Below are 26,146 nucleotides of genomic sequence, written 5' to 3' on the forward strand. Positions count from 1 at the left end.
GATGAGCGAGAAAAACCCATTACCCGTTGCCAAGGGCCGCGCGCCAGCTCTGCTGTCGCTGGTCGTCGCCAGCCTGGTTGCGCTGCCGCTGCTGCTGCCGTCGGCCACCCTGGCAACCGAGATCCTGATCTTTGCCCTGGCAGCGCTGGCCTGCAACCTGCTGCTCGGTTACACCGGCCTGCTCTCTTTCGGCCAGGGCATCTTCTTCGGCGCCGGTGCCTACGGTGCGGCGCTATTGATGATTCACCTGCAGTGGGGGCTGTTCGCCGCCCTGCTCGGCGCAGCCTTGTTCGGCGCCTTCCTGGCGCTGCTGGTGGGGGCCCTGGCGATTCGCCGCAAAGGCATCTACTTCGTCATGCTGACCCTGGCCTTCAGCCAGATGGCCTACTTCCTGGCCTACACCCTCAGCGGTTGGACCGGCGGTGACAATGGCCTGCTCGACGTGCCACGCCCGAACATCGAAATGGCCGGCCACGTGCTGGTGGACCTGGGCGACCCTCGGCACTTCTACGTGTTCGTCGCGGTGCTGTTCCTGCTGATCTTCGCCGGTGCCCTGCGGGTAATCCGCTCGCCATTCGGCAGCACCCTGCTGGCCATCCGTGAGAACGAAACCCGCGCCGCGGCCATTGGCTACGACATCCGACACTTCAAGATCCTCGTTTTCATGCTGTCGGGTGCCATAACCGGCATCGCCGGTGCGCTGTACGCCATGCTGCTGCATTTTGCGCCGCTGTCGAACATCGACCTGATGATGAGCGAGAACATCCTGATCATGACCATCGTCGGCGGCACCGGCTCGCTGTTCGGCTCACTGCTCGGCGCTGGCGCCATCGTGTTGCTGGGCGATGTGCTGTCGGAGCTGTGGCCACGCTGGCTGATGTTGCTGGGGGTGATCCTGATCCTGGTGGTGGTCTTCATGCGCGGCGGCCTGTGGGGCGGTCTGGCCGAGTTGGGCAAGCGCCTGCTGGCGCCACGCAGTGCCAGCGACAAACCCCAGGCCAACACCAAGGAGACCCTGTGATGAGCGACTACCTTCTGCAAACCCGCCAGCTGGAGCTGGCCTATGGGCCGTTCAAGGCGGTCGCAGGCGTTGACCTCAAAGTGAGCGCCGGCACCATTCATACCGTCATCGGCCCCAACGGCGCTGGCAAGACCAGCCTGTTCCACTGCCTGACCGGTGAGCGTCAGGCCACCGGCGGCCAGATCCTGTTCAACGGCCAGGACATCGTCCGCAAACCCTCCCACGGCCGCGTTGCGCTGGGCATGGCGCGCTCGTTCCAGCTCACCAGCCTGTTCCAGAACCTGTCGGTTCGCGAGAACCTGCGCCTGGCCGCCCAAGGCCGCGACGGCCTGGGTGCGCTGAACTTCTGGCGCAGCGTCGAGCACAAGCGTAGCCATTGGGACACCGCCGACCAGGTGCTCGAGCGCCTGAAACTCACGGCCCGCGCCGAGACGCTGGCCGGCGAGCTGTCGCACGGCCAGCAGCGGGTACTGGAAGTCGGCATGTCGATCTGCGCCAGGCCCACCCTGCTGATGCTCGACGAGCCCACGTCGGGCATGGGCATCGACGATATCCCGGTCATGACAGCATTGATCAGCGACCTTGGGCGCGACCACACCGTGCTGCTGATCGAACACAACATGAGCATCGTCATGTCGATCAGCCAGCGCATCACCGTGATGAGCCACGGCCAGATACTGGTCGAAGGTACCCCTGAACAGGTGCGCAACGACGAACGCGTACGCACCGCTTACCTTGGAGAGGCCGCCTGATGCTCAACGTCGACTCGATCCACTCCTATTACGACAAGAGCCATGTGCTCGAAGGCGTCTCGCTCAAGGTCGAGGCCGGCGAGCTCGTGACCTTGCTTGGGCGCAACGGTGCCGGCAAGACCACTACCCTGCGCAGCATCCTCGGCATCGTCCGCCCGCGTCAGGGGCAGATCACCTTCAACGGCCAGCAACTGGTTGGCCGCGAGATCTTCGATATCGCCCGGCTCGGCATCGCCTTGGTGCCCGAGCACCGTGGCATCTTCCGCCAGCTCAGCGTGGAGGAAAACCTCAAGATCGCCCTGCGCAAGGACAGCCGTTGGCAGCTTGAGGATGTGTACAGCATGTTCCCGCGCCTCAAGGAACGGCGCCGCAACGGCGGTTTTGCCCTTTCCGGTGGTGAGCAGCAGATGCTGGCCATCGCCCGTGCGCTGCTCAACGACCCCAAGCTTCTGATCCTCGACGAACCCACCGAAGGTCTGGCCCCGGTGATCGTCGACGAACTGGTGAAAATCCTGCGACGGATCAAGGACGAAGGCCTGTCGATCCTGCTGGTGGAACAGAACCTGATGGTCTGCGACGCCCTCGCCGACCGTCACTACGTGCTCGAACAGGGCCGCGTGGCCTATCAGGGTAGCGCTGCGCAGTTTCGCGAAGACCCGAGCATCAAGAACCGTTACCTGGCCTTGAGCGCCTGACTGTGGGTTGTGTGTACCGGCTCTTTCGACGGGACCCGGCGCAGGCCACACAGCACACCGCCATTGAATTGACCATGTTTTGCTTCAGGAGAGATGAACCATGAACACCCGCATCGATCCCTCGCAGCACCTGCTCGGCCAGGGTTCGCTGGTCAGCCGCGACCGCCTCTGGCAATCGCTGATGGACCTGGCACGACTGGGTGCCACCGCCAAGGGCGGTGTCTGCCGCCTGGCCTTGACCGACCTTGACCGTCAAGCCCGCGACCTGTTCGTGCGCTGGTGCGAGGAAGCCGGCTGTACCGTCAGCATCGACGCCATCGGCAACATCTTCGCCCGCCGCCCCGGGCGCAACCCGGCGCTGCCACCGGTGATGACCGGTAGCCATATCGATACACAGCCCACCGGGGGCAAGTTCGATGGGTGCTACGGGGTCATGGCTGGCCTTGAAGTGATCCGTACCCTGAACGACCTCGACCTGAGCACCGAAGCCCCCTTGGAAGTGGTGGTATGGACCAACGAAGAAGGCTCACGCTTCCCACCGTGCATGATGGGCTCTGGCGTGTTTGCCGGTAAGTTCGGCCTGCAGGAAACCCTGGAAAAGATCGACGACCAGGGCCTGTCGGTTGGCGCCGAGCTTCAGCGCATCGGCTATGCCGGCCCGCGCGCGCCCACCGGGCATGCCGTTGGCGCCTATTTCGAAGCGCATATCGAGCAGGGCCCGATCCTGGAAGACCAACGCACCACCATCGGTGTGGTCCAGGGCTGTCTGGGGCAGAAATGGTTCGATCTGGTGCTGACCGGCGTCGAAGCCCATGCCGGCCCCACCCCGATGCACCTGCGCAAGGACGCACTGGTCGGCGCCGCCGAAGTGGTGGCGGCGGTCAACCGCTCGGCCCATGCACACCAGCCTCACGCTTGCGGCACGGTCGGTTGCCTGACCCTGCACCCCGGCTCGCGCAATGTCATTCCCGGCCAGGTACAGATGACCATCGACCTGCGTCATCTCGACCCCGACCACCTCGCCAGCATGGTGGGCGAAGTACGTGCCGCCATCGAAGCCAGTGCAGCGAAACACGGCCTGAGCTATGAACTGACACCGACCGCGGACTTCCCACCGCTGTACTTCGCCGAGCAATGCGTCGATGCCGTGCGCCAGGGAGCCCGCGCTCTGGGGCTAAGCCACATGGACATCGTCAGCGGCGCCGGCCACGACGCGATCTTCCTGGCCGAACTGGGGCCGGCCGGTATGATTTTCGTACCGTGCGAAGGTGGCATCAGCCACAACGAGATCGAAAATGCCGCACCACAGGACCTGGCCGATGGCTGCGATGTCCTGCTGCGCGCCATGTTCCAGGCTGCCAATCCAGGAGCCCGCTGAGATGACTGAGAAAACCGCGATTGGCGAGTTCACCGCCGTCGAACTGCTGGAGCTGTACCAACGCCGGCAGTTGTCACCGGTCGAGGTGGTCGACGATGTGCTGACGCGCATCGACCTGCACAACCCGGTAGTCAATGCCTACTGCCATGTCGACGGCGAGGGGGCCCGCGCCGCGGCCCGCGCCAGCGAACGACGGTGGCTGCGGGGTGAGCCCTGTGGCCGGCTGGATGGCGTGCCTGCCTCGATCAAGGACCTGACCCTGACCTCTGGCATGCCCACGCGCAAGGGTTCGCGCACCACGTCGGCTGCAGGCCCATGGGAAGTTGATGCGCCCTTCACCGCCTTCATGCGCGAAGCCGGCGCGGTGCTGGTGGGCAAGACCACTACGCCGGAGTTCGGCTGGAAGGGGGTCACCGACAATCCGCTGTATGGCATCACTCGTAACCCCTGGGATACCCGGCTGACCGCTGGCGGATCATCCGGCGGCGCCGCGGCGGCTGCCGCGCTGAACCTGGGCGTGCTGCACCAAGGAAGCGATGCCGGTGGCTCGATCCGTATCCCCTGTGCCTTTACCGGTACATTCGGCATCAAGCCAACGTTCGGCTATGTACCGCAATGGCCGGCCAGCGCCATGACCGTCCTCTCGCACTTGGGGCCGATGACGCGCACGGTCGACGACTCGGTGCTGATGCTCGACTGCGTCGCCCGACCCGATGCGCGCGACGGGCTGGCAGGCGCACCACGCCAGACGCCGTGGCTGGGTCAGGATCAGGACCTTGGCCACCTGCGCATCGCCTACAGCGCCGATTTCGGGTATGTGAACGTCGACCCGCAGATCCAGGCGTTGGTGGCACAGGCGGTGAAGCGCCTGGCTCGGTTGGGGGCGCAGGTCGAAGCAGTCGACCCAGGATTCGGCGACCCGCTGGAAACCTTCAATACGCTGTGGTTTGCCGGAGCTGCACGGTTGGCCAGCGCGTTCAGCGATGAGCAGCGAGCCCTGCTTGACCCTGGGCTGCGGTGGATCGCCGAACAGGGTGCGCGAATCAACCTGAGCGAATACACCCAGGCACTGGAGGCCCGGGCGGATCTGATCGCGAAGATGAATGCCTTCCATCAGCGCTATGACGTGCTGGTAACGCCCATGTTGCCGCTGGTGGCATTCGAGGCGGGGCACAATGTGCCGCCTGGGTCAGGGATGGCGCAATGGATGGAATGGACGCCGTTCAGCTACCCCTTCAACCTGACTCAGCAGCCCGCGGCCTCCATACCGTGCGGGTTTACCCGCGAGGGGTTGCCCGTCGGGCTGCAAGTGGTTGCCGGGCGGTTTGCCGATGAGCACGTGCTGCGGGTGTGCAAGGTGTATGAGCAGCATTATCCAAGCCGGCACCTTCAGGTGCCGCTGACAGGCTGCAATGGCTGATGGCTTGGCCGGCGCATCGCCGGCCAGCCAACGCCCACAAGGAGCGCGCGGAGCCCGAGAAGATCACGGGCCGCACTGCGGCCCAGCGCACGATCAGCCAAGGCGCCCCGCCGGCGCATAGGGCGCCGGGTCGATAATCGGCTCGGCCCCTGTCAGCAGATCGGTGAACAGTTGGCACGATGCCGGCGCCAGCACCAGCCCGTTGCGATAATGCCCGCAATTGAGCCACAGCCCATCATGCCCCGGCACCCGCCCGATGTATGGGATGCCTTCCGGTGAGCCTGGCCGCAAACCGGCCCAGTGCCCCACGACCTCGGCATCTGCCAGCGCCGGTAGCAACTCCACCGCCGAAGCCTTCAGGCTTTCCAGTGCCTCTGGCGTTGGCGTCTTGTCGTAACCGGCATGCTCCAGCGTACTGCCCACCAGAATGTGCCCATCACGTCGTGGAATTGCATAACGCCCCTTGGCCAGTACCATGCTGGGCAGGAAATCGGCGGCGCACTTGAAGAGGATCATCTGCCCCTTCACCGGTTCCACCGGCAAGGTCAGGCCCAGGGTGCCGAGCAGGTCGCCACTCCAGGCGCCAGCGCTGAGTACCACGTCATCGGCCTCGATCACCCCGTCAGCGGTCCGTACGCCTGTCACGCACCCGCTTTCTTGACGGAACCCTGTGATCTGGCAATGCTCGCGCATTGTCACGTTGGGCAGCGCCAGCAATGCCGCCTTGAGCGACTTCACCAGGCGAGGATTACGCACGTTGGCTACACCGGCCATGTAGATGGCCCGCTTGAAACCAGGCCCCATGACCGGGACCGCGTCGTAGGCAGCCGAGATGTCGACGGCACTGAGCGGGCGGCCCGCGCGCTGAGCCCAAGCCAAAGCTTCAGCTTCGTCGTCCAGGTCGAGCCAGTACAGGCCGGTGGTGTGAACTTCCGGGTCCAACCCGGTGCTGGCGAACAGACGCTCGCCAAGCTGTGGATAAAAGTCCTGCGACCAGTGCGCCAAGGCGGTGACCGCCGGGCTGTAGCGCCACGGGTACAGCGGCGAGACGATACCGCCACCGGCCCAGGACGACTCGCGGCCAACCTCGCCCTGGTCACAGACCACTACCTGGCCGACTTTCTCCGCCAGGTTGAACGCCGTCAGCAGGCCGATCACTCCGCCGCCAACAACCACTACTCGTTTGCTCATCTGTCGATCCAAACACCTGAAGTAAATCCGCGATGCACCCGGCATCATTCAACCTTCAGCTTCCCCAACAGCGTTCAGCGTCGCCGGACGCGCCGGGGTTGGCGCGCACACCGGCCTGGTCGAGCTGGAAATCGCCACAGCGATCAACGGCCATCAGGCCGCTCGGCAGCCGGCGTGCCAACAGCGTGAAGGTGTCGCTGCCACGTTGGGCGTGCAGCCTGTAGTGACGATTCCCGTCAGGTAACCGGGGGTCGCCCTCGGCATACTGGCCAGTGAGCGCACGATGACGCTCCAGGCGCAGGGCGGCTTCGTGCAGCAGGCCAACCACTTCGCTGCGTGCGGCTCGCCTGAGCTGGTCGCTGTAACTGGGGTAGGCAATGGCTGCCAGAATGCCGGTCACGGCCAGGACAATCAACAACTCGATCAGGCTCAAACCTTGCTGCATGTCAGTCCCGCCTCAGTCTCTGCCGCCAAAGGATGCGCTGCGCTACCTGCCCGTGAGCGGCTGGCACAGCGTAGACCGCCTCCACCACTTGCCTTGACTCGCTCTGGCGACTGACGGCGGTCACCCTGTACAACGTGACTTCCTCGCCCTCTGCGCGGTGGGCGGCACGGGTACTCGCGCCCAGATTCTGAAGCTGAAAGTAGCCGCTCTCGGTGCCTTGCCATGCCCCCTGCAGCTCGTGCGGGCGCGAAGGGGGCTGGCAGTCCTTGCACAATGCAGGTGGCGCGCGCTCCAGCTCGGCTTCGGCGAACTGCAGGGTGGTCTCCACCTGTTCCAGCGCCTGCAGGCCATCGCGCAGGTAACCGGTCATGCGCGTCTCCAACAGCGCATCGCGCAAGGCCGACGCTGCAATCAGGGCAAGTAGCAGGCTCAGCACCAACGCCAGCAACAGCACCATGCCGCGTTGGCGTTTCATGATTCGTCCACCGGGTTGCGTACCGCAACGGTCAGTGCGTAACGCTGCTCGATACCCAAGGTTGGCTCGTACAGCGCCAGCTGGATATCCACCCGCCCTCCGCCAAGCGCTGGCACATGGACCAAGCGCAGTTCGCGCACGTGGTTGACCAGAGGCTGGAAGTTTCGGCTGTTGGCGCGCTTGAAGACCAACGTCGTGCCTTCAAGCCGGTAGCTGTGGCGGCTGATCGGAAACGCCAAAGGAAGCTGGTCGTTGCCCTCGCGCGCGCGATGCACCTGTACCTGTTCGATGCAATCGGTGCGAAGGGTCCAGTTCGGTATTCCGGTGTATCCAGGCAACTCGGCCACGACCAGGTCGAGGCTGGATGTACCGACTTGCAACGGCTGGGCGAAGGCCTGGATCGCCTCTGGTGCCTTGAAGTCGCCAGGTTGCGCTCGCAGACACCCGAACATGCCGGCCATGCGTATGCTTTGCGCCATGTGCAGCAGTGCAAACCGGGCATCGTCCTGCATATGGACCGCCGCGCCTTGCAGGCGCCAGGCCTGATGCGCGGCGACGAACACCTGGCTGACCGCCGCCAGGCACATCAGCCCGATGGCAAGCGCCAGCATCACTTCGAGCAGGCCGAAGCCTCCTTGCTCGCGGCTCATGGCTGCCTGCCCTGGGCCCTGCCCCGCTCGTGCTCGCTGTGCGCGCTAAACGCGGCCTGCCCCTCGTGGCGGGCGCTTTCGGTGGCTTGCATCGCTCGCAACTGCGATGCGGCCGCAGCGAACATGCTCAACGACACTACCACCACGGCCAACAGCACTTCCAACAGCGTCATCCCCTGATCCCTCGTGCGCATCCGTGCACCTCCTGCGACTTTTCCCCCTGAAGAGCGCGAACTTGGCCGACTGGACCTTGCCGCCATCGACCTTGAAGCTAAAGCGAAGCACTTCCGGGGAGGAATGCACGGTGCGGCAACAAGGGGCAACACTGATACAAATGATGTTCGCGTTGGCGCTCGCGGCGGTGCTTACGCAACTGGGCATGCCTGCCTACATCAACATGACCGATGACCTGCATCGCTCGGCAGCCGCACGGGACCTCTTGCAAGGCTTGCGTAGCGCTCGCAGCCATGCGCTTCTGCAAAGCCGTGCGGTGGCGATTCAACCGTTGGACAGTGACTGGGGGACAGGTTGGCGAATCGTGCTCGCTGACAACGAACAAGTGCTGCGGGAACATCGCCTGGCGCGACCGCTGCGGGTCGTGGCGAGTACGAGCAGAGAGGTGGTATTCAGCGAGATCGGCATCGCGCAGGGGCGCAATGCCAGTCTGCAAGGGATAACGCTGGAGGTGTGCAGACGGGTTGCCGAAAGCACACCCTATCGGGTCATCGTGGCACCGAGCGGTCGGGTCAGGCTGACGACAGACGAACCCGACCGACCCGCTTGCCAGGCCAGCTGATCAGATCAGCGAGCGAACCCGCAGCTCCTTGGGCATCGAGAAGGTGATGTTCTCTTCGCGTCCATCGAGCTCTTCAGCACCGGTCGCGCCCCAGGACCTGAGCTGCTCGATCACGCCACGCACCAGCACCTCCGGCGCCGAAGCACCCGCGGTAATGCCGATGCGGGCCATGCCGTCGAACCAGGCACGTTGCAGGTCTTCGGCACCATCGATCAGGTAGGCCGGTGTGCCCATGCGCTCTGCCAACTCGCGCAGGCGGTTGGAGTTGGAGCTGTTGGGGCTCCCCACCACCAGCACCACATCACACTCGTCGGCCAATTGCTTGACCGCGTCCTGGCGGTTCTGGGTCGCGTAGCAGATGTCATCCTTGCGCGGGCCGCCAATGTTCGGGAAGCGCGCGCGCAGGGCGTCGATCACACGGCTGGTATCGTCCATCGACAGGGTCGTCTGGGTCACGAAGGCCAGGTGATCGGGGTTGCGCACTTGCAGCCTGGCCACATCGTTCTCGTCTTCGACAAGGTAGATGGAGCCGCCATTGCTGGGATCGTACTGCCCCATGGTGCCTTCGACTTCCGGGTGACCGGCGTGGCCGATGAGGATGCACTCACGGCCATCGCGGCTGTACTTGGCCACCTCGATGTGGACCTTGGTCACCAGCGGGCAGGTGGCATCGAACACCTTCAGGCCACGGCCGGCAGCTTCCTGGCGCACCGCCTGGGAGACGCCATGGGCGCTGAAAATGACGATCACGTCATCCGGCACCTGGTCCAGCTCTTCGACGAAGACGGCGCCACGGTTGCGCAGGTCTTCGACGACGAACTTGTTGTGCACCACTTCGTGACGCACGTAGATCGGTGGGCCGAAGACTTCCAGGGCGCGGTTGACGATCTCGATCGCCCGGTCGACCCCCGCGCAGAAGCCGCGCGGGTTGGCGAGTTTGATTTGCATGCTCGGCTCCAGGCTCAAAGCGCCTTGACCTCGAGGATTTCCACCTCGAAGTTAAGGGTCTTGCCAGCCAGTGGGTGATTGAAGTCGATGGTCACCTGGTCGTCATCGAACGCTTTGACCACACCCGGCAGCTCGGTGTTGGCGGCGTCGTTGAAGATGACCAACAGCCCTTCGGACAACTCCATGCCCTCGAACTGAGACCGCGGCATGACCTGCACGTTCTGCGGGTTGGGCTGGCCGAAGGCATTCTCCGGGGCCACGACGACCGTGCGCTTGTCGCCGGCCTTGAAGCCGAACAGCGCATTTTCAAAACCAGGCAGCAGGTTGCCATCACCGACCTTGAAGGTCGCCGGGGCCTTGTCGAAGGTGCTGTCGACGGTGTCGCCGTTTTCCAGGTGCAGCGCGAAGTGCAGGGTCACTTCGGTGTTCTGGCCGATACGGGTTTCAGTCATGGACAGCTTCCTCGGACTTCTTGCTCTTGAACATATCCAGCGCCAGCATCACCGCACCGACGGTAATGGCGCTGTCGGCCAGGTTGAAGGCCGGGAAATAGTAACGGTTCTGCCAGTGCACCAGGATGAAGTCGACCACATGGCCGAGCACGATCCGGTCGTACAGGTTGCCCAGCGCACCGCCAAGCACCAGCGACAGGGCCACCGCCAGCCAGGTCTCGCTGCGCCCCAGGCGCTTGAGCCAGACTACCAGCACGGCACTGACCACCACGGCGATGAGGGCGAACAGCCAGCGCTGCCAGCCCGAACTTTCCGCCAGGAAGCTGAATGCTGCGCCGGTGTTGTAGGCCAGGGTCCAGCTGAAGTAGTCGGGAATGACGACGATCTGTTGGTACAGGCTCAACTTGCCTTCGAAGTACACCTTGGTGACCTGGTCAAGGACCAGGACCACCAGGCTGAGCCAGAGCCAGGCAAGGCGCCCGAAGCGCCCCGCTGCAGGGTTAGGCATAGTGGCGCACCTCACCCGAACCGCTCAGGTTGTCGACGCAACGGCCGCAGATTTCCGGATGCTCCGGGTGGCTGCCGACGTCAGCGCGGAAATGCCAGCAACGGCCGCACTTGGCGTGACCGGACTTGACCACTTTCAGCTTGAGGCCTTCGACTTCGGTTGCAACGGCATCCGCCGGTGCCTGGACGAACGGCACGACGCTGGCCGCCGAGGTGATCAGCACGAAGCGCAGCTCGTCGCCCAGCTTGGCCAGGTCGGCGCTGAGGGCGTCCTCGGCGTACAGGGTAACTTCCGCCTGCAGGTTGCCGCCGATGACCTTGGCCGAACGCTGGTTCTCCAGCTCCTTGTTGACCGCTGCCTTGACCGCCATGACGCGATCCCAATAAGCGCGGTCCAGCTCGGTGCCTTCCGGCAGCTCGCTCAGGCCTTCGTACCAGCCATTGAGCATCACCGACTCGTTACGCTCGCCTGGCAGGTACTGCCAGATCTCGTCGGCAGTGAAGGCCAGGATCGGGGCGATCCAGCGCACCAGCGCCTCGCTGATATGGTAGAGCGCGGTCTGGCAGGAACGACGGGCGACACTGTTGGCGCCGGTGGTGTACTGGCGATCCTTGATGATGTCGAGGTAGAAACCACCCAGCTCCTGGACGCAGAAGTTGTGAACCTTGGAGTAGACGTTCCAGAAGCGGTACTCGCTGTAGTTCTCTTCCAGCTCGCGCTGCAGCAGCAGGGTGCGGTCAACCGCCCAACGGTCCAGTGCGATCATGTCTTCCGGGGCCAGCAGGTCGCGGGCCGGGTCGAAACCGGACAGGTTGGAAAGCAGGAAGCGCGCGGTGTTGCGGATGCGGCGGTAGGCATCAGCGCTGCGCTGCAGGATCTGCTCGGAAACAGCCATTTCACCGGAGTAGTCGGTGGCGGCTACCCACAGGCGCAGGATGTCGGCGCCCAGGGTGTTGTTGACCTTTTCCGGCTCGATGGTGTTGCCCAGCGACTTGGACATCTTGCGGCCGTTCTCGTCCACGGTGAAGCCGTGTGTCAGCAGCTCGCGGTACGGCGCGTGGTTGTCGATGGCGCAACCGGTCAGCAAGGACGAGTGGAACCAGCCGCGGTGCTGGTCGGAACCTTCCAGGTACAGGTCGGCGCGCGGGCCAGTGGAATGACCGATGTCGTGGGAGCCACGCAGCACGTGCCAGTGGGTGGTGCCCGAGTCGAACCACACGTCCAGGGTATCGGCGATCTTGTCGTACTGGCCGGCTTCTTCACCCAGCAGCTCGGCGGCGTCCAGCTTGAACCACGCCTCGATGCCTTCTTTCTCGACGCGCTTGGCCACTTCTTCCATCAGCTCGACGGTACGTGGGTGCAGCTCGCCGGTCTGCTTGTGCAGGAAGAACGGAATCGGCACGCCCCAGTTGCGCTGACGCGAGATGCACCAGTCCGGGCGGTTGGCGATCATCGCGTGCAGGCGCGCCTGGCCCCAGGCCGGGACGAACTTGGTGTCCTCGATGGCCTTGAGCGCGCGCTCGCGCAGCGGCTGGCCTGTGGTTGGCTGCTTGTCCATGCCGACGAACCATTGCGCGGTGGCGCGGTAGATCAGCGGAGTCTTGTGGCGCCAGCAGTGCATGTAGCTGTGGCTGATGGTTTCGGTGTGCATCAGCGCACCGACTTCGCTCAGCTTCTCGACGATGGCCGGGTTGGCCTTCCAGATGAACTGACCGCCGAAGAATTCCAGCGAGTCGACATACACACCGTTGCTTTGCACCGGTGTGAGGATGTCGTCGTTGACCATGCCGTAGCGCTTGCAGGTGACGAAGTCGTCTTCACCGTAGGCTGGCGAGGAGTGAACCACACCGGTACCGGCGCCCAGTTCGACGTAGTCGGCCAGGTAGATCGGCGACAGGCGGTCGTAGAACGGGTGACGGAAGTTGATCAGTTCCAGGGCCGAACCCTGGGCGGTAGCCAGCACCGTGCCTTCCAGGTTGTAGCGCTTGAGGCACGACTCGACCAATTCTTCGGCCAGCACCAGCAGGCGCTCGCCGGTATCGACCAGGGCGTACTTGAACTCCGGGTGGATGTTCAGCGCCTGGTTGGCAGGGATGGTCCACGGGGTGGTGGTCCAGATCACGATGGCAGCGGGCTTGGCCAGCGCCGACAGGCCGAAGGCGGCGGCCAGCTTGTCGGCGTCGGCAACCGGGAAGGCCACATCGATGGTCTGGGACTTCTTGTCGGCGTACTCGACCTCGGCTTCTGCAAGTGCAGAACCGCAATCGAAACACCAGTTCACCGGCTTGAGGCCCTTGAACACGAAACCTTGCTTGACCATTTCGGCCAGGGCGCGGATTTCACCGGCCTCGTTGGCGAAGTTCATGGTCTTGTAGGGGTTGTCCCAGTCACCCAGCACGCCAAGGCGGATGAACTCGGTCTTCTGCCCTTCGATCTGCTCGGCGGCGTACTCTCGGCACAGCTCGCGGGTGCGGTCGGCCGACAGGTGCTTGCCGTGGGTGACCTCGACCTTGTGCTCGATCGGCAGACCGTGGCAGTCCCAACCCGGCACGTATGGCGCATCGAAGCCTGCCAGGGTCTTGGAACGGACGATCATGTCCTTGAGGATCTTGTTCAGCGCATGACCGATGTGAATCTTGCCGTTGGCATAGGGCGGGCCGTCGTGCAGGACGAACTTCGGACGGTCCTTGCCAATTTCGCGCAGCTTCTGGTACAGGCCAATGCTGTCCCAGCGCTGCAGAATCTGCGGTTCGCGCTGAGGCAGGCCGGCCTTCATCGGGAAGGCGGTGTCCGGAAGGTTTAGCGTGGCTTTGTAGTCGGTCATTTCAGGCTCTTCGTTAGCGGTTGAGCGTGCCAATGTGCACGTGCGGCGGCGATGTCCGCGTCGATCGCCGACTTCAGCGCCTCCAGGGAGGCGAAACGCTGCTCTTCACGCAGCTTGTGGTGGAATTCCACCGTCAGGCGCCGGCCATACAGATCGCCGGCATAATCCAGCAGATGAATCTCGAGGTGCGGGCGCCCGTCACCGGATACGGTGGGGCGCACGCCAATGTTGCCAACGCCCGGCCAGGCCTTGCCGTCGATCTCGATACTGGCCAGGTAGACCCCGGACAGCGGCACGCGGCGGCGCTTGAGCTGGATGTTGGCGGTTGGGGTGCCAAGCTGGCGCGCCAGCTTCTGGCCATGCAATACCCGCCCGGTGATGCTGTACGGGCGGCCCAGCAGGTGTTCGGCCAGTTCGAAGTTGGCCTCGGACAACGCCTTGCGCACCTCGGTGCTGCTGACGCGCAGGCCGTCCTGAATCACGGTGTTGGCCGCCTCGACGGTGAAGCCGTAGCGGTGACCTGCCTCAACCAGGAAGGCGAAATCGCCGGCGCGGTCGCAGCCGAAGCGGAAGTCATCGCCCACTTCCAGATGCTTCACGCCAAGACCATCGACCAGGATCGCCTTGACGAAGGCCTCGGCGCTGAGCTGGCTCAGACGTTGGTTGAAAGACAGGCATAGAACGCGGTCGATACCTTCGCCAGCCAGCAGCTCGACCTTGTCGCGCAGGCGTGCCAGGCGCGCGGGCGCGGTGTCCGGGGCGAAGTATTCGCGAGGCTGAGGCTCGAAGACCACCACGCAAGTGGGCAGGCCCATGGCCTGGCCGCGCTCGCGCAGGCGCGCCAGGATTGCCTGGTGGCCACGGTGAACCCCGTCGAAGTTGCCAATGGTGGCGACACAGCCCCGGTGCTCGGGGCGCAGGTTGTGAAGACCTCGAACCAGCTGCATAACGCGCTTCTTGCTCATAAAGTGGCCGATTATAACCACACCCGGGCGCTGGTGACAGGCAACAGCGCCAAGGGGTGGCGTGGAATGCGAAAAACCGACGCCTGACCCGCCTTCAGCTTCAATGCAGGGCCTTGCGGGCGAAATGCCGGGGCCGGAAACCACACAGGTACAGGCAACCGAAATAGGTCACCACCCCCGCCAGGATCAATGCCCCCAGGCGTACGAAACGTTCGAGCATGCCGCCCAGCTCCCAGGCTGGCAGGTAATGCATGCCCACCAGCAACACCGCCGACATCAGCGTCACCGCCAACACCAGCTTGAATAGGAACATGGCCCAGCCTGGCTGCGGCTGGAACAATTGCTGGCTGCGCAGCTTCCAGAACAGCAGTCCGGCATTGAGGCAGGCGCCAAGGCTGATGGCCAGGGCCAGGCCGGCATGCTTGAGGGGGCCGATCAGCGCCAGGTTGAACAGCTGGGTGCAGACCAGGGTGAAAATGGCGATCTTCACCGGTGTCCGGATATTCTGCTGCGCATAGAAGCCAGGTGCCAGCACCTTGACCAGAATGATCGCCAGCAAGCCCACGGAATAGGCGATGAGCGCACGCTGGGTCATGGCCGCATCGAAGGCGCTGAACTTGCCGTACTGGAACAGTGCCACGGTCAGCGGCTCGGCCAGGATCGCCAGGGCCAGGGTGCAGGGCAGCACCAGCAGGAAGCACAGTCGCAGGCCCCAGTCGAGAATGCGCGAATACTCTTCGCGGTCCTTGTTGGCGTAGGTCTTGGCCAGGGTCGGCAGCAGGATGGTGCCCAACGCGACACCCAGCACGCCTGACGGCAGTTCCATGAGGCGGTCGGCGTAGTACATCCACGACACCGAGCCGGCCACCAGGAAGGACGCGAAGATGGTGTTGATGATCAGCGAGATCTGGCTGACCGACACCCCCAGGATGGCCGGCAGCATCTGCTTGAGCACGCGCCAGACGCCCGTGTCGCGCAAGTTGAGGCGCGGCAGCACGAGCATGCCGATCTTCTTCAGCGCCGGCAGCTGGTAGACGAGTTGCGCCAGGCCGCCGGCCAGTACCCCCCAGGCCAGCGCCATGATGGGCGGGTCGAAATACGGCGTCAGCAGCAACGCGAAGGCGATCATCGCCACGTTCAGCAAGGTCGGGGTGAACGCCGGGACGGAGAAACGGTTCCAGGTATTGAGGATCGCGCCGGCCAGGGACGACAACGAGATCAACAGTATATAAGGAAAGGTCACGCGCAGCAGGTCGGTGGTCAGCTGGTACTTCTCGGGGCTGTCGACGAACCCGGGCGCGGTTGCCCACACCACCCAGGGCGCGGCGAGGATGCCGACGGCGGTGACCAGCGCCAAGGCCAGGGTCAGCAGGCCACTGACATAGGCGATGAAGGTGCGGGTCGCCTCCTCGCCCTGTTGAGTCTTGTACTCGGCCAGGATCGGCACGAAGGCTTGCGAGAATGCGCCCTCGGCGAAAATGCGTCGCAGCAGGTTGGGCAGCTTGAAGGCGATGAAGAAGGCGTCGGTGGCGATACCAGCGCCAAACACACGCGCCAGGATGGTGTCACGAACGAAGCCCAGTACCCTGGAAATCATGGTGATGGAGCTGACAGCGGCGAGGGATTTGAGCAGGTTCATCGAAAAGTTTCACGCCAAGGGCAGAGGACGCTGCCAGACAGCGTCCGAATGTGCGATACTCCCGCGCCTTCGCATGGGAGCCAAAAATTCCCGAGTTTACAGGTCGCGCAGCAGAAAGGAATATTTCCCTCTTGTTGGCGCACCGCTCGGCGGAACCCTGCAGGTGGCCTTGACATCCGCTCGACTGATCGGCATGATTCGCGGCCTATTTTGTTTGCTATTTACCTAAAGTCTTTCGAGGAGCTCGACGGTGGCCAACACACCTTCCGCCAAGAAACGTGCAAAACAGGCTGAGAAGCGTCGCAGCCACAACGCCAGCCTGCGTTCCATGGTCCGCACCTACATCAAGAATGTAGTCAAAGCCATCGACGCAAAAGACGCCGAAAAAGCGCAAGCCGCCTACATCCTGGCTGTGCCTGTAATCGACCGTATGGCCGACAAGGGCATCATCCACAAGAACAAGGCTGCTCGCCACAAAGGCCGTCTGAATGGCCACATCAAGGCGCTGAAAGAAGCTGCAGCTGCCTAAGCGACGCGCTTGTCGAAAAACCGACCCTAGGGTCGGTTTTTTATTGCCTGCGATTTGCTTCTGCAATCGCCGGTTCACTGGCAATCAGTGGGGGCCGCACGCGGCCCCGCCTGAGAAATGCCCCTTACTTGGCAATCTGGATCTTGGGCGCCCATTGCAGCCATTCATCCTCGGCCTTGTCGAACAAGGCAAAGGTCTGCTGAGGCCGGGCTGGGGTGCCCATCTGTTCGCCATCCGGTGTCGCGAAGGCGATACCGCCATCGATCAGCGTCTCCACCGACTCGGTCCGCACCGTGGCGCCTTTGAACAGACCCCAATCGAAGCCAAAGCCGCTGCTGTTCCAGAATCGGCTGCCACTGCGTACCAAGGCGGCGTAGCGAGGCTCGATCAGGATATGGATCAGCACCCGGTCGGCATTCTGCCCAAGCTCGAAGCCGGTGACCTTGCCTACCGCCACTTCACGGTAGGTGACAGGTACGCCCGGCTTGATAGACCCACGGCGGGGCGCGCTCAGGGTTAGGGGCAAGCCGACTTCCGGCTCCGTGAACGCCGGGGCATCGGCCAGTGCAATGAAATCACGCTGCGGCCCCTTGTCCTTGGCTGCCGGCAGCACTTCCAGGTATTGCCCACCTACCAGGGTATCCAGGTTCTCGGTGCGTACGAGACCAAGTGAAGGCTTGACCACCCAGAACTGAGTACCGACACGGGCAATGCGGTCGGCTGCTTCGGTAATGCGCGCACGCAGCAGCACTGCTTGCAGGTCAGCAGTCAGGTCGACACTCTCGACACTGCCCACATCCAGGCCACGGAAGCGAATCGCGGTACCAGGCTTCAAGCCATCGGCCCGGGTGACACGGATGGTCACCAAGGTGCCGGCACGATTCACTGCCTCCTGGCTCTCATGCAGGCGGAAACGTGGAATCCGGCGTTTGAGCGCCACGTTCGCAACCGGTGTGTCGAATGCGATACCGCCGGCCATCAGCGTCTGCAGTGACTCGCTCTTGATCTTGATGCCCGACAGCCCTCCGGTCAGCGTGATACCGCTGACGTTCCAGAATCGGGACGAGCCGTTTACCAGGTTCTGGTACTCCTGCTCGATATGCACGCCAATCAGGATGCGATTGCTGTTACGGGCAAACTGGTAGCTCTGCACGCTACCGACCTTGACCTGGCGGTACATCACCGGGCTGCCGATTTCGAGCGATCCCAAGGTATCGGCGAACAGCACCATGTGCAGGCCTGGGGATTTCAGGTCGAGCGGTGGCGCCTTGGGCCTGGCCTCGAACTCGCGCAGAGGCTTGGCCCCCTTCTCGCCCGGACGAATCGCGATGTAGTTACCTTTGACCAATGCTTCCAGGCCGGTGATGCCGGCCAGGGAGATCGACGGCTTGACCACCCAGAACTGCGTGCCTTCTACCAGGTAGTCCTCGGCCAGCGGGTCGAGTGTCAGCTCGGCCGTGGCACTGCCCAGGTTGTCTTCCATCTTCAGGGCCTTGAGCGAACCGACCTGGATCCCCTTGTACATCACGGGCGTGCGCCCGGCCTGCAAGCCTTCATAGTCGGTGAGCTTGACCTTGATCCGTATTCCCGCCTGGGCTGCATCGAAGTCCTCGTACAGACGGAATGGCAGGCTCGGATCGGTGGGCGGGCTGTCCTTGCGGTATTCCGGTGTGGCGAAGGCAATCCCCCCGGCCACGATACTGGACAGCGACTCGCTGCGCACCTTCACGCCAGACAGGTCAGCGTCGATGCTGATGCCACTGGCATTCCAGAACCGCGTGTGCTTTCGCACCAGGCTGGCATAAGCCGGTTCGATGAACACTTTGATCTCGACGGTTTCCTGATCCTCGGACAAGCGGTAGCTCTTTACCCGACCCACCTGGATCTGCTTATAGAACACGGGGCTGTCACGGTTGAGCGAACCCAGCCGTTCGGCTTTGAGGGTAAGGTGCAGGCCTGGCTCGGAGTCCGACAGCGGCGGCGCCACTTTCAGCGCAGTGAAGCGCTTGGTGCGCTCACCCTCGCCTGGGCTCACCGCGATGTAGTTACCGGACACCAGTGTCTCAAGGCCGGAAATACCTGCCAGGCTGACACTGGGCTTGACCAGCCAGAAGCGCGTGCCTTTATTCAGATGAGGCTGGGCGGCCTTGTTCATCTCAATGGTGGCGATGACACCTTGGTTCTCGCCCTTGGCATCGAGCACCAGGCTCTTCACCTTGCCGACGGGCATGCCCTTGTAGATGACTTCGGTCTTGTTGGCGACGATTCCTTCCCCGCTCTCGAATCGAACTTCGATTTCAACACCCGCATCGCGATAGGCCTGCCAAGCCAACCAGCCACCGATCAGCAAGGCGATCAGCGGCAAAATCCAGATAGCCGACCAGTTCGAAGCTGGTCGGGTTCTAGCCGTAGGCACGTCACTCATGGTCGTCATCCGACTCCGTGTTATCCCAGATCAGTCGGGGATCAAAAGTTAAAGCTGCGAGCATCGTCAGGATCACCACACTGGCAAATGCAACGGCGCCCAAGTTGGCTTCGACACTGGCGATACGCCCGAAATTCACCACGGCCACTAATATGGCAATGACGAAGATATCGAGCATGGACCAGCGCCCAATGAATTCGATGAAGCGGTACATCAGGATCCTTTGTCGCGCTGACAAGGGCTGGTGACGCTGCACCGAGTACAGCAGCAGGCCGATACCCACCAACTTGAAGGTGGGTACCAAAATGCTGGCAATGAACACCACGGCGGCAATTGGCAGCATGCCGTGCTGCAGCAGGGTAATAACACCGGACATGATGGTGTCGGGGCTACCCTGCCCAAGCGTGCTGACGGTCATGATCGGCAGCATGTTCGCCGGAATGTAGAGGATCGACGCAGTGATCAGCAGCGCCCAAGTGCGCACGATACTGTTTGGCCGACGCGCATGCACGACCGCACCACACCGCGTGCAGGTCTGCGAAGTACTGTCGGCCTCCTGGCGGTTCAACTCATGGCATTCATTACAGACCAGGATGCCTGCATCAATCGCCCGCATGGAGATCCTCCCCGGAAAGTGCGCTCCAGATCTGGTGTGGAGACATCACCACTTCGAGCCAGACCTGTATCAGCAAAAGACTGATAAAGCAGAACAGGCCAAGCCCTACGGTAAGCTCGGCCAGGTCGACGAGCTTGACGATCGCCACCAGCACGCCCATGAAATAGACCTCGAGCATGCCCCAATCTCGCAAATGATGATAAATGCGATAGAACAGCAAACCGTAGCTGCGCCCTACGTCGAGGCGAATGCTCAACAGCACCAGCAACTGACACAGTAATTTCACCGCAGGGATGGCCATGCTGCAGAGGAAGACCACCACTGCCACACCCCGCATTTGCGAATTGTACAGACCCACCACACCTGTCCAGACGGTGTCATCGGAGGTCTGCCCAAGCAGGTGCAACTGCATGATCGGCAGGAAGTTGGCGGGCACGTAGAGCAACAAAGCTGTCAGCACCAGGGCCAGGCTGCGGTTGACCACGTTATGACGGTGAGCGTACAGCTCATATCCACAGCGCGGGCACTGAGCCTTTTCGTCTCGCTGCAGTACCGGCTTGCGCATCAACAGGTCGCATTCATGACAGGCGACGAGCTCTTTAAGGGGGAGTCGATCTAGCGCTTCAGGTTCTAAAGGGTTGGGCATACAGAGCTCTGAATGGGTACGTCGGCTCTATTCTAGTGATCTGGCTGCAAATGTGGGAGGCGACTAATGCGGGGGACACGCGTGCGCGACTGCGCCAGAAAGACAAAACCCCTACCTGCTCGCGCAGATAGGGGTTTTGCGAAATGAATCTTGACGATGACCTACTCTCACATGGGGAAACCCCACACTACCATCGGCGATGCATCGTTTCACTACTGAGTTCGGGATGGGATCAGGTGGTTCCAATGCTCTATGGTCGTCAAGAAATTCTGTTGCCAGAATGTCGTGTAAACACTCTTGGCCAATTCGGATATGTGAATTTGTGGTCTTGCGAACTTTCGGTCGTTTCGTCTTCACCACCGCAATCTGCGTCAGCAAATTGCTTGGGTGTTATATGGTCAAGCCTCACGGGCAATTAGTATTGGTTAGCTCAACGCCTCACAGCGCTTACACACCCAACCTATCAACGTCGTAGTCTTCGACGGCCCTTTAGGGAACTCAAGGTTCCAGTGAGATCTCATCTTGAGGCAAGTTTCCCGCTTAGATGCTTTCAGCGGTTATCTCTTCCGAACATAGCTACCCGGCAATGCCACTGGCGTGACAACCGGAACACCAGAGGTTCGTCCACTCCGGTCCTCTCGTACTAGGAGCAGCCCCTCTCAAATCTCAAACGTCCACGGCAGATAGGGACCGAACTGTCTCACGACGTTCTAAACCCAGCTCGCGTACCACTTTAAATGGCGAACAGCCATACCCTTGGGACCGGCTTCAGCCCCAGGATGTGATGAGCCGACATCGAGGTGCCAAACACCGCCGTCGATATGAACTCTTGGGCGGTATCAGCCTGTTATCCCCGGAGTACCTTTTATCCGTTGAGCGATGGCCCTTCCATACAGAACCACCGGATCACTAAGACCTACTTTCGTACCTGCTCGACGTGTTTGTCTCGCAGTCAAGCGCGCTTTTGCCTTTATACTCTGCGACCGATTTCCGACCGGTCTGAGCGCACCTTCGTACTCCTCCGTTACTCTTTGGGAGGAGACCGCCCCAGTCAAACTACCCACCATACACTGTCCTCGATCCGGATAACGGACCTGAGTTAGAACCTCAAAGTTGCCAGGGTGGTATTTCAAGAATGGCTCCATGAGAACTGGCGTCCCCACTTCAAAGCCTCCCACCTATCCTACACAAGCAAATTCAAAGTCCAGTGCAAAGCTATAGTAAAGGTTCACGGGGTCTTTCCGTCTAGCCGCGGATACACTGCATCTTCACAGCGATTTCAATTTCACTGAGTCTCGGGTGGAGACAGCGCCGCCATCGTTACGCCATTCGTGCAGGTCGGAACTTACCCGACAAGGAATTTCGCTACCTTAGGACCGTTATAGTTACGGCCGCCGTTTACCGGGGCTTCGATCAAGAGCTTCGCTTGCGCTAACCCCATCAATTAACCTTCCGGCACCGGGCAGGCGTCACACCCTATACGTCCACTTTCGTGTTTGCAGAGTGCTGTGTTTTTAATAAACAGTCGCAGCGGCCTGGTATCTTCGACCGACATGGGCTTACGGAGCAAGTCCTTCACCCTCGTCGGCGCACCTTCTCCCGAAGTTACGGTGCCATTTTGCCTAGTTCCTTCACCCGAGTTCTCTCAAGCGCCTTGGTATTCTCTACCCGACCACCTGTGTCGGTTTGGGGTACGGTTCCCAGTTATCTGAAGCTTAGGAGCTTTTCTTGGAAGCATGGCATCAACCACTTCGTCGCCTAAAGGCAACTCGTCATCAGCTCTCGGCCTTAAGATCCCGGATTTGCCTAAGATCTCAGCCTACCACCTTAAACTTGGACAACCAACGCCAAGCTGGCCTAGCCTTCTCCGTCCCTCCATCGCAATAACTGGAAGTACAGGAATATTAACCTGTTTTCCATCGACTACGCTTTTCAGCCTCGCCTTAGGGACCGACTAACCCTGCGTCGATTAACGTTGCGCAGGAAACCTTGGTCTTTCGGCGTGGGAGTTTTTCACTCCCATTGTCGTTACTCATGTCAGCATTCGCACTTCTGATACCTCCAGCAAGCTTCTCAACTCACCTTCACAGGCTTACAGAACGCTCCTCTACCGCGTCATCAAAGATGACACCCGTAGCTTCGGTGCATGGTTTGAGCCCCGTTACATCTTCCGCGCAGGCCGACTCGACTAGTGAGCTATTACGCTTTCTTTAAAGGATGGCTGCTTCTAAGCCAACCTCCTAGCTGTCTAAGCCTTCCCACATCGTTTCCCACTTAACCATGACTTTGGGACCTTAGCTGACGGTCTGGGTTGTTTCCCTTTTCACGACGGACGTTAGCACCCGCCGTGTGTCTCCCATGCTCGGCACTTCCAGGTATTCGGAGTTTGCATCGGTTTGGTAAGTCGGGATGACCCCCTAGCCGAAACAGTGCTCTACCCCCTGGAGTGATACATGAGGCGCTACCTAAATAGCTTTCGAGGAGAACCAGCTATCTCCGAGCTTGATTAGCCTTTCACTCCGATCCACAGGTCATCCGCTAACTTTTCAACGGTAGTCGGTTCGGTCCTCCAGTCAGTGTTACCTAACCTTCAACCTGCCCATGGATAGATCGCCCGGTTTCGGGTCTATACCCAGCGACTAAACGCCCTATTAAGACTCGCTTTCGCTACGCCTCCCCTATTCGGTTAAGCTCGCCACTGAATATAAGTCGCTGACCCATTATACAAAAGGTACGCAGTCACCTAACAAAGTAGGCTCCCACTGCTTGTACGCATACGGTTTCAGGTTCTATTTCACTCCCCTCTCCGGGGTTCTTTTCGCCTTTCCCTCACGGTACTGGTTCACTATCGGTCAGTCAGTAGTATTTAGCCTTGGAGGATGGTCCCCCCATGTTCAGACAAAGTTTCTCGTGCTCCGTCCTACTCGATTTCATTGACAAGAGATTTTCGTGTACGGGGCTATCACCCACTATGGCCGCACTTTCCAGAGCGTTCCACTAATCTCAAATCAACTTAAGGGCTGGTCCCCGTTCGCTCGCCACTACTAAGGGAATCTCGGTTGATTTCTTTTCCTCAGGGTACTTAGATGTTTCAGTTCCCCTGGTTCGCCTCTTGCACCTATGTATTCAGTACAAGATAACCAGCTTGTGCTGGCTGGGTTCCCCCATTCAGAGATCTCTGGATCACAGTCTGTTTGCCGACTCCCCAAAGCTTATCGCAGGCTACCACGTCTTTCATCGCCTCTGACTGCCAAGGCATCCACCGTATGCGCTTCTTCACTTGACCATATAACCCCAAGCAATCTGGTTATACTGTGAAGACGACATTCGCCGAAAATTCGCATGTTGCTCAATTAAGAGCAGAACTCACAAATTTTACCTTAGCCTGACATCACACCAGTGAAAGTGCGTGCCAGTCTATCTATCACATATCCGAATTTTTAAAGAACGATCTGACAAAAGTCAGAAATCAACATTCGATCTGAATGCTCATTTCTAAGTTCTGATCAAGTAAGCGAGTGGTGGAGCCAAGCGGGATCGAACCGCTGACCTCCTGCGTGCAAGGCAGGCGCTCTCCCAGCTGAGCTATGGCCCCGCATATTGGTAGGTCTGGGCAGATTTGAACTGCCGACCTCACCCTTATCAGGGGTGCGCTCTAACCAACTGAGCTACAGACCTATATAGGGTCTTGATCGTCTTCGACAATGAATCAAGCAATTCGTGTGGGAGCTCATCAGCAGGCTGATGTCGTCGATTAAGGAGGTGATCCAGCCGCAGGTTCCCCTACGGCTACCTTGTTACGACTTCACCCCAGTCATGAATCACACCGTGGTAACCGTCCTCCCGAAGGTTAGACTAGCTACTTCTGGTGCAACCCACTCCCATGGTGTGACGGGCGGTGTGTACAAGGCCCGGGAACGTATTCACCGCGACATTCTGATTCGCGATTACTAGCGATTCCGACTTCACGCAGTCGAGTTGCAGACTGCGATCCGGACTACGATCGGTTTTGTGAGATTAGCTCCACCTCGCGGCTTGGCAACCCTCTGTACCGACCATTGTAGCACGTGTGTAGCCCAGGCCGTAAGGGCCATGATGACTTGACGTCATCCCCACCTTCCTCCGGTTTGTCACCGGCAGTCTCCTTAGAGTGCCCACCATAACGTGCTGGTAACTAAGGACAAGGGTTGCGCTCGTTACGGGACTTAACCCAACATCTCACGACACGAGCTGACGACAGCCATGCAGCACCTGTGTCAGAGTTCCCGAAGGCACCAATCCATCTCTGGAAAGTTCTCTGCATGTCAAGGCCTGGTAAGGTTCTTCGCGTTGCTTCGAATTAAACCACATGCTCCACCGCTTGTGCGGGCCCCCGTCAATTCATTTGAGTTTTAACCTTGCGGCCGTACTCCCCAGGCGGTCAACTTAATGCGTTAGCTGCGCCACTAAAATCTCAAGGATTCCAACGGCTAGTTGACATCGTTTACGGCGTGGACTACCAGGGTATCTAATCCTGTTTGCTCCCCACGCTTTCGCACCTCAGTGTCAGTATCAGTCCAGGTGGTCGCCTTCGCCACTGGTGTTCCTTCCTATATCTACGCATTTCACCGCTACACAGGAAATTCCACCACCCTCTACCGTACTCTAGCTCGCCAGTTTTGGATGCAGTTCCCAGGTTGAGCCCGGGGCTTTCACATCCAACTTAACGAACCACCTACGCGCGCTTTACGCCCAGTAATTCCGATTAACGCTTGCACCCTCTGTATTACCGCGGCTGCTGGCACAGAGTTAGCCGGTGCTTATTCTGTCGGTAACGTCAAAACAGCAAGGTATTAGCTTACTGCCCTTCCTCCCAACTTAAAGTGCTTTACAATCCGAAGACCTTCTTCACACACGCGGCATGGCTGGATCAGGCTTTCGCCCATTGTCCAATATTCCCCACTGCTGCCTCCCGTAGGAGTCTGGACCGTGTCTCAGTTCCAGTGTGACTGATCATCCTCTCAGACCAGTTACGGATCGTCGCCTTGGTGAGCCATTACCTCACCAACTAGCTAATCCGACCTAGGCTCATCTGATAGCGCAAGGCCCGAAGGTCCCCTGCTTTCTCCCGTAGGACGTATGCGGTATTAGCGTTCCTTTCGAAACGTTGTCCCCCACTACCAGGCAGATTCCTAGGCATTACTCACCCGTCCGCCGCTGAATCAAGGAGCAAGCTCCCGTCATCCGCTCGACTTGCATGTGTTAGGCCTGCCGCCAGCGTTCAATCTGAGCCATGATCAAACTCTTCAGTTCAATACTGCTTGGGTTTTTAAGAAACCCTAAACTTGGCTCAGCAATCTCAAATGACTATGTGATTTCTCGCATGGCCACTTGTGATGCTGATAATCTTTGTGACTATCAGTCCGTACTCACAAGCACCCACACGAATTGCTTGATTCGATTTGTTAAAGAGCGTTTGGCTAAGAGCGTTTCGTCTCAACCGAGGCGCGCATTCTACGCTTTCCTCATTTGCTGTCAAGCGTTTATTTTGAAGTTTTTTGCGAGAAACTCGTTTAGCTTCAAACACTTGACTCGCTGCGATCTCTCGTAGCGGGAGGCGAATAATACAGCGTTTTAAAACGCTGTCAACCACCTCTTTCAGCGCTTCCGATTGCTTTCTAAACGCTCAACCTGTTGATTAACAAGGAGTTTTTCGTTTCGACTGCGTCGGAAGTGGGGCGCATTATAAGGGGATTCGAGAGGCCGTCAACCGTTAATGTTCATTTAAATTG

The 26,146-nt window shown here is 60.5% G+C and carries 21 protein-coding genes, 2 tRNA genes and 3 rRNA genes; 7 read left to right on the forward strand and 19 right to left on the reverse strand.

From position 1 onward, the window contains the following. Position 1: 1 nt before the first annotated feature. The 5 genes from IF103_RS20950 to IF103_RS20970 all read left to right on the forward strand — a co-directional run bounded on the left by IF103_RS20950 (position 2) and on the right by IF103_RS20970 (position 5,266). Positions 2-1,021: a branched-chain amino acid ABC transporter permease gene (locus tag IF103_RS20950; protein ID WP_023382454.1), complete on the forward strand. Its 1,020-nt coding sequence runs from the start codon at positions 2-4 to the stop codon at positions 1,019-1,021. Then, positions 1,021-1,773, forward strand: a complete 753-nt coding sequence (locus tag IF103_RS20955) for an ABC transporter ATP-binding protein (protein WP_023382455.1) — start codon at positions 1,021-1,023, stop codon at positions 1,771-1,773. The genes IF103_RS20950 and IF103_RS20955 overlap by 1 nt, the downstream gene beginning before the upstream one ends. Further along, on the forward strand, positions 1,773-2,468 hold the full coding sequence (locus IF103_RS20960; RefSeq protein ID WP_023382456.1) for an ABC transporter ATP-binding protein: 696 nt from the start codon (positions 1,773-1,775) through the stop codon (positions 2,466-2,468). Before IF103_RS20955 ends, IF103_RS20960 begins: the two co-directional genes overlap by 1 nt. Before the next feature lie 100 nt (positions 2,469-2,568). After that, positions 2,569-3,846, forward strand: a complete 1,278-nt coding sequence (locus IF103_RS20965) for a Zn-dependent hydrolase (protein WP_023382457.1) — start codon at positions 2,569-2,571, stop codon at positions 3,844-3,846. A gap of 1 nt (position 3,847) precedes the next feature. Continuing rightward, on the forward strand, positions 3,848-5,266 hold the full coding sequence (locus IF103_RS20970) for an amidase (protein WP_104881226.1): 1,419 nt from the start codon (positions 3,848-3,850) through the stop codon (positions 5,264-5,266). 93 nt (positions 5,267-5,359) lie between these two features. Here the strand turns inward: IF103_RS20970 and thiO are convergent, their stop codons facing one another. Genes thiO through IF103_RS20995 form a run of 5 tightly spaced genes read right to left on the reverse strand, consistent with a single transcriptional unit; the run spans position 5,360 to position 8,221 of the window. Beyond that, positions 5,360-6,457: a glycine oxidase ThiO gene (gene thiO / locus IF103_RS20975; protein WP_023382459.1), complete on the reverse strand. Its 1,098-nt coding sequence runs from the start codon at positions 6,455-6,457 to the stop codon at positions 5,360-5,362. 55 nt (positions 6,458-6,512) lie between these two features. Next, a complete protein-coding gene (locus IF103_RS20980) occupies positions 6,513-6,902 on the reverse strand; it encodes a type IV pilin protein (protein ID WP_023382460.1) in 390 nt (129 codons plus the stop codon). Between the two features lies 1 nt (position 6,903). Next, complete coding sequence (locus IF103_RS20985; protein WP_023382461.1) at positions 6,904-7,377, reverse strand: hypothetical protein; 474 nt, start codon at positions 7,375-7,377, stop codon at positions 6,904-6,906. After that, positions 7,374-8,027, reverse strand: coding sequence for a PilW family protein (locus tag IF103_RS20990; protein ID WP_023382462.1), 654 nt, complete (start codon positions 8,025-8,027; stop codon positions 7,374-7,376). The genes IF103_RS20985 and IF103_RS20990 overlap by 4 nt, the downstream gene beginning before the upstream one ends. Continuing rightward, on the reverse strand, positions 8,024-8,221 hold the full coding sequence (locus IF103_RS20995) for a prepilin-type N-terminal cleavage/methylation domain-containing protein (protein WP_202675651.1): 198 nt from the start codon (positions 8,219-8,221) through the stop codon (positions 8,024-8,026). The genes IF103_RS20990 and IF103_RS20995 overlap by 4 nt, the downstream gene beginning before the upstream one ends. Positions 8,222-8,331: 110 nt before the next feature. Here IF103_RS20995 and IF103_RS21000 point away from each other — a divergent pair, with 110 nt between their 5' ends. After that, positions 8,332-8,823: a GspH/FimT family pseudopilin gene (locus tag IF103_RS21000; protein WP_027907755.1), complete on the forward strand. Its 492-nt coding sequence runs from the start codon at positions 8,332-8,334 to the stop codon at positions 8,821-8,823. Here IF103_RS21000 and ispH read toward each other — a convergent pair whose 3' ends face one another. From ispH to murJ, 6 genes are all read right to left on the reverse strand, one after another. Further along, positions 8,824-9,771: a 4-hydroxy-3-methylbut-2-enyl diphosphate reductase gene (ispH, locus tag IF103_RS21005; RefSeq protein WP_023382465.1), complete on the reverse strand. Its 948-nt coding sequence runs from the start codon at positions 9,769-9,771 to the stop codon at positions 8,824-8,826. It lies immediately after the preceding gene. 14 nt (positions 9,772-9,785) lie between these two features. Further along, positions 9,786-10,223: an FKBP-type peptidyl-prolyl cis-trans isomerase gene (gene fkpB, locus IF103_RS21010; RefSeq protein WP_023382466.1), complete on the reverse strand. Its 438-nt coding sequence runs from the start codon at positions 10,221-10,223 to the stop codon at positions 9,786-9,788. Further along, entirely contained in the window at positions 10,216-10,731 is a 516-nt protein-coding gene (gene lspA / locus IF103_RS21015) for a signal peptidase II (protein ID WP_023382467.1), read from the reverse strand. The genes fkpB and lspA overlap by 8 nt, the downstream gene beginning before the upstream one ends. Next, positions 10,724-13,555, reverse strand: coding sequence for an isoleucine--tRNA ligase (ileS, locus tag IF103_RS21020; RefSeq protein ID WP_023382468.1), 2,832 nt, complete (start codon positions 13,553-13,555; stop codon positions 10,724-10,726). Before ileS ends, lspA begins: the two co-directional genes overlap by 8 nt. Continuing rightward, on the reverse strand, positions 13,552-14,502 hold the full coding sequence (gene ribF / locus IF103_RS21025) for a bifunctional riboflavin kinase/FAD synthetase (protein ID WP_023382469.1): 951 nt from the start codon (positions 14,500-14,502) through the stop codon (positions 13,552-13,554). Before ribF ends, ileS begins: the two co-directional genes overlap by 4 nt. A 118-nt stretch (positions 14,503-14,620) precedes the next feature. Beyond that, complete coding sequence (gene murJ, locus IF103_RS21030; RefSeq protein WP_023382470.1) at positions 14,621-16,159, reverse strand: murein biosynthesis integral membrane protein MurJ; 1,539 nt, start codon at positions 16,157-16,159, stop codon at positions 14,621-14,623. A gap of 250 nt (positions 16,160-16,409) precedes the next feature. On the opposite strand from murJ, the gene rpsT reads away from it, so the two are divergent. Beyond that, complete coding sequence (gene rpsT, locus IF103_RS21035; RefSeq protein ID WP_023382471.1) at positions 16,410-16,688, forward strand: 30S ribosomal protein S20; 279 nt, start codon at positions 16,410-16,412, stop codon at positions 16,686-16,688. 124 nt (positions 16,689-16,812) lie between these two features. Here rpsT and IF103_RS21040 read toward each other — a convergent pair whose 3' ends face one another. The 8 genes from IF103_RS21040 to IF103_RS21075 all read right to left on the reverse strand — a co-directional run bounded on the left by IF103_RS21040 (position 16,813) and on the right by IF103_RS21075 (position 25,667). Next, complete coding sequence (locus tag IF103_RS21040) at positions 16,813-19,113, reverse strand: PqiB family protein (protein WP_023382472.1); 2,301 nt, start codon at positions 19,111-19,113, stop codon at positions 16,813-16,815. After that, positions 19,106-19,729, reverse strand: coding sequence for a paraquat-inducible protein A (locus IF103_RS21045; protein WP_023382473.1), 624 nt, complete (start codon positions 19,727-19,729; stop codon positions 19,106-19,108). The genes IF103_RS21040 and IF103_RS21045 overlap by 8 nt, the downstream gene beginning before the upstream one ends. Next, on the reverse strand, positions 19,716-20,375 hold the full coding sequence (locus IF103_RS21050) for a paraquat-inducible protein A (RefSeq protein WP_027907754.1): 660 nt from the start codon (positions 20,373-20,375) through the stop codon (positions 19,716-19,718). The genes IF103_RS21045 and IF103_RS21050 overlap by 14 nt, the downstream gene beginning before the upstream one ends. A gap of 148 nt (positions 20,376-20,523) precedes the next feature. Then, positions 20,524-20,639 (reverse strand): 5S ribosomal RNA (rrf, locus tag IF103_RS21055). Positions 20,640-20,769: 130 nt separating this feature from the next. Continuing rightward, positions 20,770-23,661, reverse strand: a 23S ribosomal RNA gene (locus tag IF103_RS21060). Positions 23,662-23,894: 233 nt separating this feature from the next. Next, positions 23,895-23,970: transfer RNA gene (locus IF103_RS21065), tRNA-Ala, on the reverse strand. Between the two features lie 6 nt (positions 23,971-23,976). Beyond that, a tRNA-Ile gene (locus IF103_RS21070) sits at positions 23,977-24,053 on the reverse strand. Between the two features lie 77 nt (positions 24,054-24,130). Then, positions 24,131-25,667, reverse strand: a 16S ribosomal RNA gene (locus tag IF103_RS21075). The 16S, 23S and 5S rRNA genes sit together here with 2 tRNA genes alongside, the layout of an rRNA operon. Between the last annotated feature and the right edge of the window lie 479 nt (positions 25,668-26,146).

The sequence above is a fragment of the Pseudomonas sp. SK2 genome (assembly GCF_016772395.1).
GTDB lineage: Bacteria > Pseudomonadota > Gammaproteobacteria > Pseudomonadales > Pseudomonadaceae > Aquipseudomonas > Aquipseudomonas taiwanensis.